This is a genomic window from Nocardiopsis listeri (assembly GCF_020741345.1).
GTDB lineage: Bacteria > Actinomycetota > Actinomycetes > Streptosporangiales > Streptosporangiaceae > Nocardiopsis > Nocardiopsis listeri_A.
This window is the reverse complement of record NZ_DYZD01000161.1, coordinates 1-3,416: the sequence shown is the minus strand read 5'-3', so window position 1 is coordinate 3,416 and position 3,416 is coordinate 1. Positions and strand designations below refer to the sequence as shown.

The 3,416-nt window shown below is 70.2% G+C and carries 3 protein-coding genes and 1 pseudogene; 2 read left to right on the top strand and 2 right to left on the bottom strand.

Annotated features, from left to right (window positions below; translation table 11 throughout):
* The first annotated feature begins 270 nt into the window (after positions 1-270).
* Positions 271-672, top strand: a complete 402-nt coding sequence (locus K8V84_RS09190; protein ID WP_304073014.1) for a DUF1992 domain-containing protein — start codon at positions 271-273, stop codon at positions 670-672.
* A gap of 118 nt (positions 673-790) precedes the next feature.
* Here the strand turns inward: K8V84_RS09190 and xylB are convergent, their stop codons facing one another.
* Positions 791-2,182: a xylulokinase gene (xylB, locus tag K8V84_RS09185; RefSeq protein ID WP_304073013.1), complete on the bottom strand. Its 1,392-nt coding sequence runs from the start codon at positions 2,180-2,182 to the stop codon at positions 791-793.
* Between the two features lie 167 nt (positions 2,183-2,349).
* Here xylB and K8V84_RS09180 point away from each other — a divergent pair, with 167 nt between their 5' ends.
* Positions 2,350-2,751: a hypothetical protein gene (locus tag K8V84_RS09180; protein WP_304073011.1), complete on the top strand. Its 402-nt coding sequence runs from the start codon at positions 2,350-2,352 to the stop codon at positions 2,749-2,751.
* Between the two features lie 78 nt (positions 2,752-2,829).
* On the opposite strand, the pseudogene K8V84_RS09175 reads toward K8V84_RS09180, so the two are convergent.
* A pseudogene (locus tag K8V84_RS09175) lies at positions 2,830-3,260 on the bottom strand (flavin reductase family protein).
* Positions 3,261-3,416: the final 156 nt, after the last annotated feature.

The following is a 3,416-nucleotide window of genomic DNA, read 5'->3' as shown; positions in this document are numbered from 1 at the left end:
CAACAACCGGAAGGACCAGGACCCCAGGCGCCCCACCAGCAGACTGGCGAGACACTCGTCCACCTGGCTCTCACTACCACCAGCACAGTCGAGTTCAACGCAGTAACGCAGTGCTGTAGCACGTCGCGATGCGGTGCAGTTCCGGCCGAGCGCACACCGGGGATTTTCCGGGGGGTCATGTCGACCGCTCACTTCCACAGGGCAGGATGTTGGTGTGGGGCAGCCCACACGGACGTGTGCTCGCATGGTCACCCTGGAGGAGGCGGTTCAATGACGAAACGCAAGCCCACCGGCATGGAATTCGAGTCCTGGATCGACGCCCAGATCCGTGAGGCTCAGGAGAAGGGGGAATTCGACGACCTTCCCGGTGCCGGCAAGCCCATCCCCGATATCGACCGCCCCTACGACGAGAACTGGTGGATCAAGCGCAAGCTCAAGCAGGAGAACGTCTCGCTGCTGCCGCCCACCCTGCGCCTGCGCAAGGAGGCCGAGGACACCCTCGTCGAGGCTCGCAAAGCTCGAACGGAGAAGCGCGTCCGGGAGCTCTTGGAAGGCCTGAACAAGAAGATCCGGGAGATGAACACGAATTCGCCCCCGGGCCCGCCGCTCAACCTGATGCCCTACGACGTCGACGAGTTCCTTCGTGACAAGTGGGAGGGCTCCGGGGCCTGACCCCCGTTCCACCGCGTACCTCCCCCAGGTACAGGTCATAGCCCCGGAACACGATGGAACAGCGTGCCGAATCCGAGCTCCGGGGCCTTCGTGGTTCTGCATCTCGTGATTGGTGGGTCTACACCCCGTGAACGGTGTGCCGGAAGTGCGCGTAGCGTTCACGCAGTTCCGCTCCGGTGTCGGAGCTGTGCGCGGACGTTTCCTCCGGGGCGCCCAGGGTCCACACCGGCGGCGATTCCTCACCGGACAGGGCCCAGGCGGCCTGGCGGGCGGCGCCCAACGCCACGTACTCGGCGGCCGGCGGAACCACCACGGGTGCCCCCAGGACGATGGGGGCGATGGCGCGGACCGCGGCCGACCGGGCGCCTCCGCCCACCAGAAGCACCCGTTCGGTGGGCACTCCCTGCTCGGAGAGGGCGGCCAATCCGTCGGCGAGTCCGCAGAGCATCCCCTCCACGGCGGCGCGGGCGATGTTGCCGGGGGTCATGTTGTCCCGGCGCAGGCCGTGCAGGGAACCGGTGGCCTCGGGTAGTTCGGGGGTGCGTTCGCCGTCCAGGTAGGGCAGCAGCACCACGCCCTCCGCCCCCGGGTGCGCTCCCAGGGCGAGACGGTCGAGTCCGGCCAGGTCGGTGCCGAGCATCGCGGCGGCCGAGCTCAGGACCCGGGCGGCGTTGAGGGTGCACACCAGTGGCAGATGGCCGCCGGTGGCGTCGGCGAACCCGCACACCGTTCCGGTGGGGTCGTGGGTGGGGCGGTCGTGCGCGGCGAACACGGTGCCGCTGGTGCCCAGTGACACGACCACGTCGCCGGGGCGTGCCCCCAGGCCGAGGGCGGCCCCCATGTTGTCACCGGTTCCGGGTGCGATGAGGGCGCCTTCGGGGGTGTGGCCCACGGTCTCGGCGGGGGCGGCCACACGGGGGACCTCCAGTTCCCGGCCGAATCCGCGCACCAGCAGGTCGGTGCGGTAGGTGTTCTCCGCGGGTGACCAGTAGCCGGTGCCGGAGGCGTCGCCGCGGTCGGTGGTGGGCGCTTGGCGGCCACCACCGAGCCGCCAGGTCAGCCAGTCGTGGGGGAGCATGACGCCGTGCGCACGGGCGGCGAGTTCGGGTTCGTGTTCGGCGAACCAGCGCAGCTTGCCGACGGTGAAGCTGGCCACCGGCACGTTGCCCACGGCGTCGGCCCAGGCCTTGGGGCCGCCCAGTTCCTCGACCAGGTCGTGGGTGGCCGCGGCGGAGCGGGCGTCGTTCCACAGCAGGGCGGGGCGGATGACCTCCCCGTCTTCGTCGACCACGACCATGCCGTGTTGTTGGCCGGCCACGGAGACCGCGGCGACGTCGTCGAGCAGCCCGGAGGAGGCCTCGCTCAGGGCGCTCCACCAGTGGCGGGGGTGGGTCTCGGTGCCGTCGGGGTGCGGGGCACGGCCCTCGCGCACCACCTTGCCGGTGGCGCTGTCACAGACCACGACTTTGCAGGACTGTGTCGAACTGTCGATTCCGGCGACGAGTGCCATGTTCGCTCCGTGTTGGTGAGGGGTCCTGGCCGGGGCTCGGCGGGCTCATTCTCGCACTTCGGTGACCCCTCTCACAGCCCGGGGTCCGGCTCGACGCATCACTTGCCAGAGCAGGAAGGCGTCAATAAACTTGAGTCGGTACAACTCAAGCCGATGGGAGTGGTCCGATGCGCGTCACGGACGTCTTCGAGGGGGTCGAGTACACCCTGTGGGCACAGCTCGCCGTGGGTCCGGTCGCCCGGGTCGACAGCGGGCGTCGCGGCGCCGACCTCGTGGTCGAGGTCGAGCTCACCCCGGGAGTGGATCCGGGCGAGATCCTCGTTCTGCGGGAGGAGCGCACCCTGACCCTGGTGAACGCCTTCGATCGTGCGGTGCTGCACCGGATCCCCCTGGATACCGCGGTGGGCCGCCCCGTTCGGCGCGACCTGCCGGGAAGGCTGCTCCTCACCGCGCCTCTGGCCGGTCCGGCCCCGGTCTGGGTGACCCCCGGAGTGCGCTCGCGCGCCGGACGTCTGCGCGCCGCTCTGACCCGCTTGTACGACCGTTTTCGTGGACTTTTCCGAGCATGACGAGGGCGCCCCCGATCGTGCGGGGGCGCCCTTCTTCCCGGGCGAAGGGAAGTCTGTCGCCGGTACACCGGCCGGAGCTCAGTCCAACGGGGCCACCGAGGAGAACGAACCTTGGTGGTACACCAGCGGCGGTCGCGGGTCCTGCAACACCACGGTGTGGGTCACCTGCCCACGACCAGCCAGTGGTCGCCGATCAACCGGGTGTCGAACCGCTCGCACACCAGATGCGCGGCGGCCCCGTCCAGCAACGGCACATCGGCGGGGCCGGGACGCCACGACGTCGGCGGCGCGAACCGGGTGGCCAGGTCCGCCTGCTTCTCACTGAGCAACTGCACCCCGAACTCCCCGGCCAGACGCAGCGTCGGCCAGGTGGACGAGGAGTCGGCGACGTAGAAGGACACCAGCGGCGGGTCGAGGCTCACGCTGGTGAACGAGGTGGTGGTCAGACCCACAGGACGTCCCTCGACGCCGGCTGTGATGACGACGACGCCCGCCGGGTGGTTGCGCATCGTCGTGCGGAACCGATCGGCCTCGGCCGTGGCCGCGTCGGCCTCCGCTCCTCCCGAGGAGAGCACCGCGCCGGCCGCGTCCACCCGGCCGGCGGCGGTGTCCGCAAAGGCCTCGGCCGAGCGCACCAGCACCTCCAGTTCACCGAATCGCTGCAC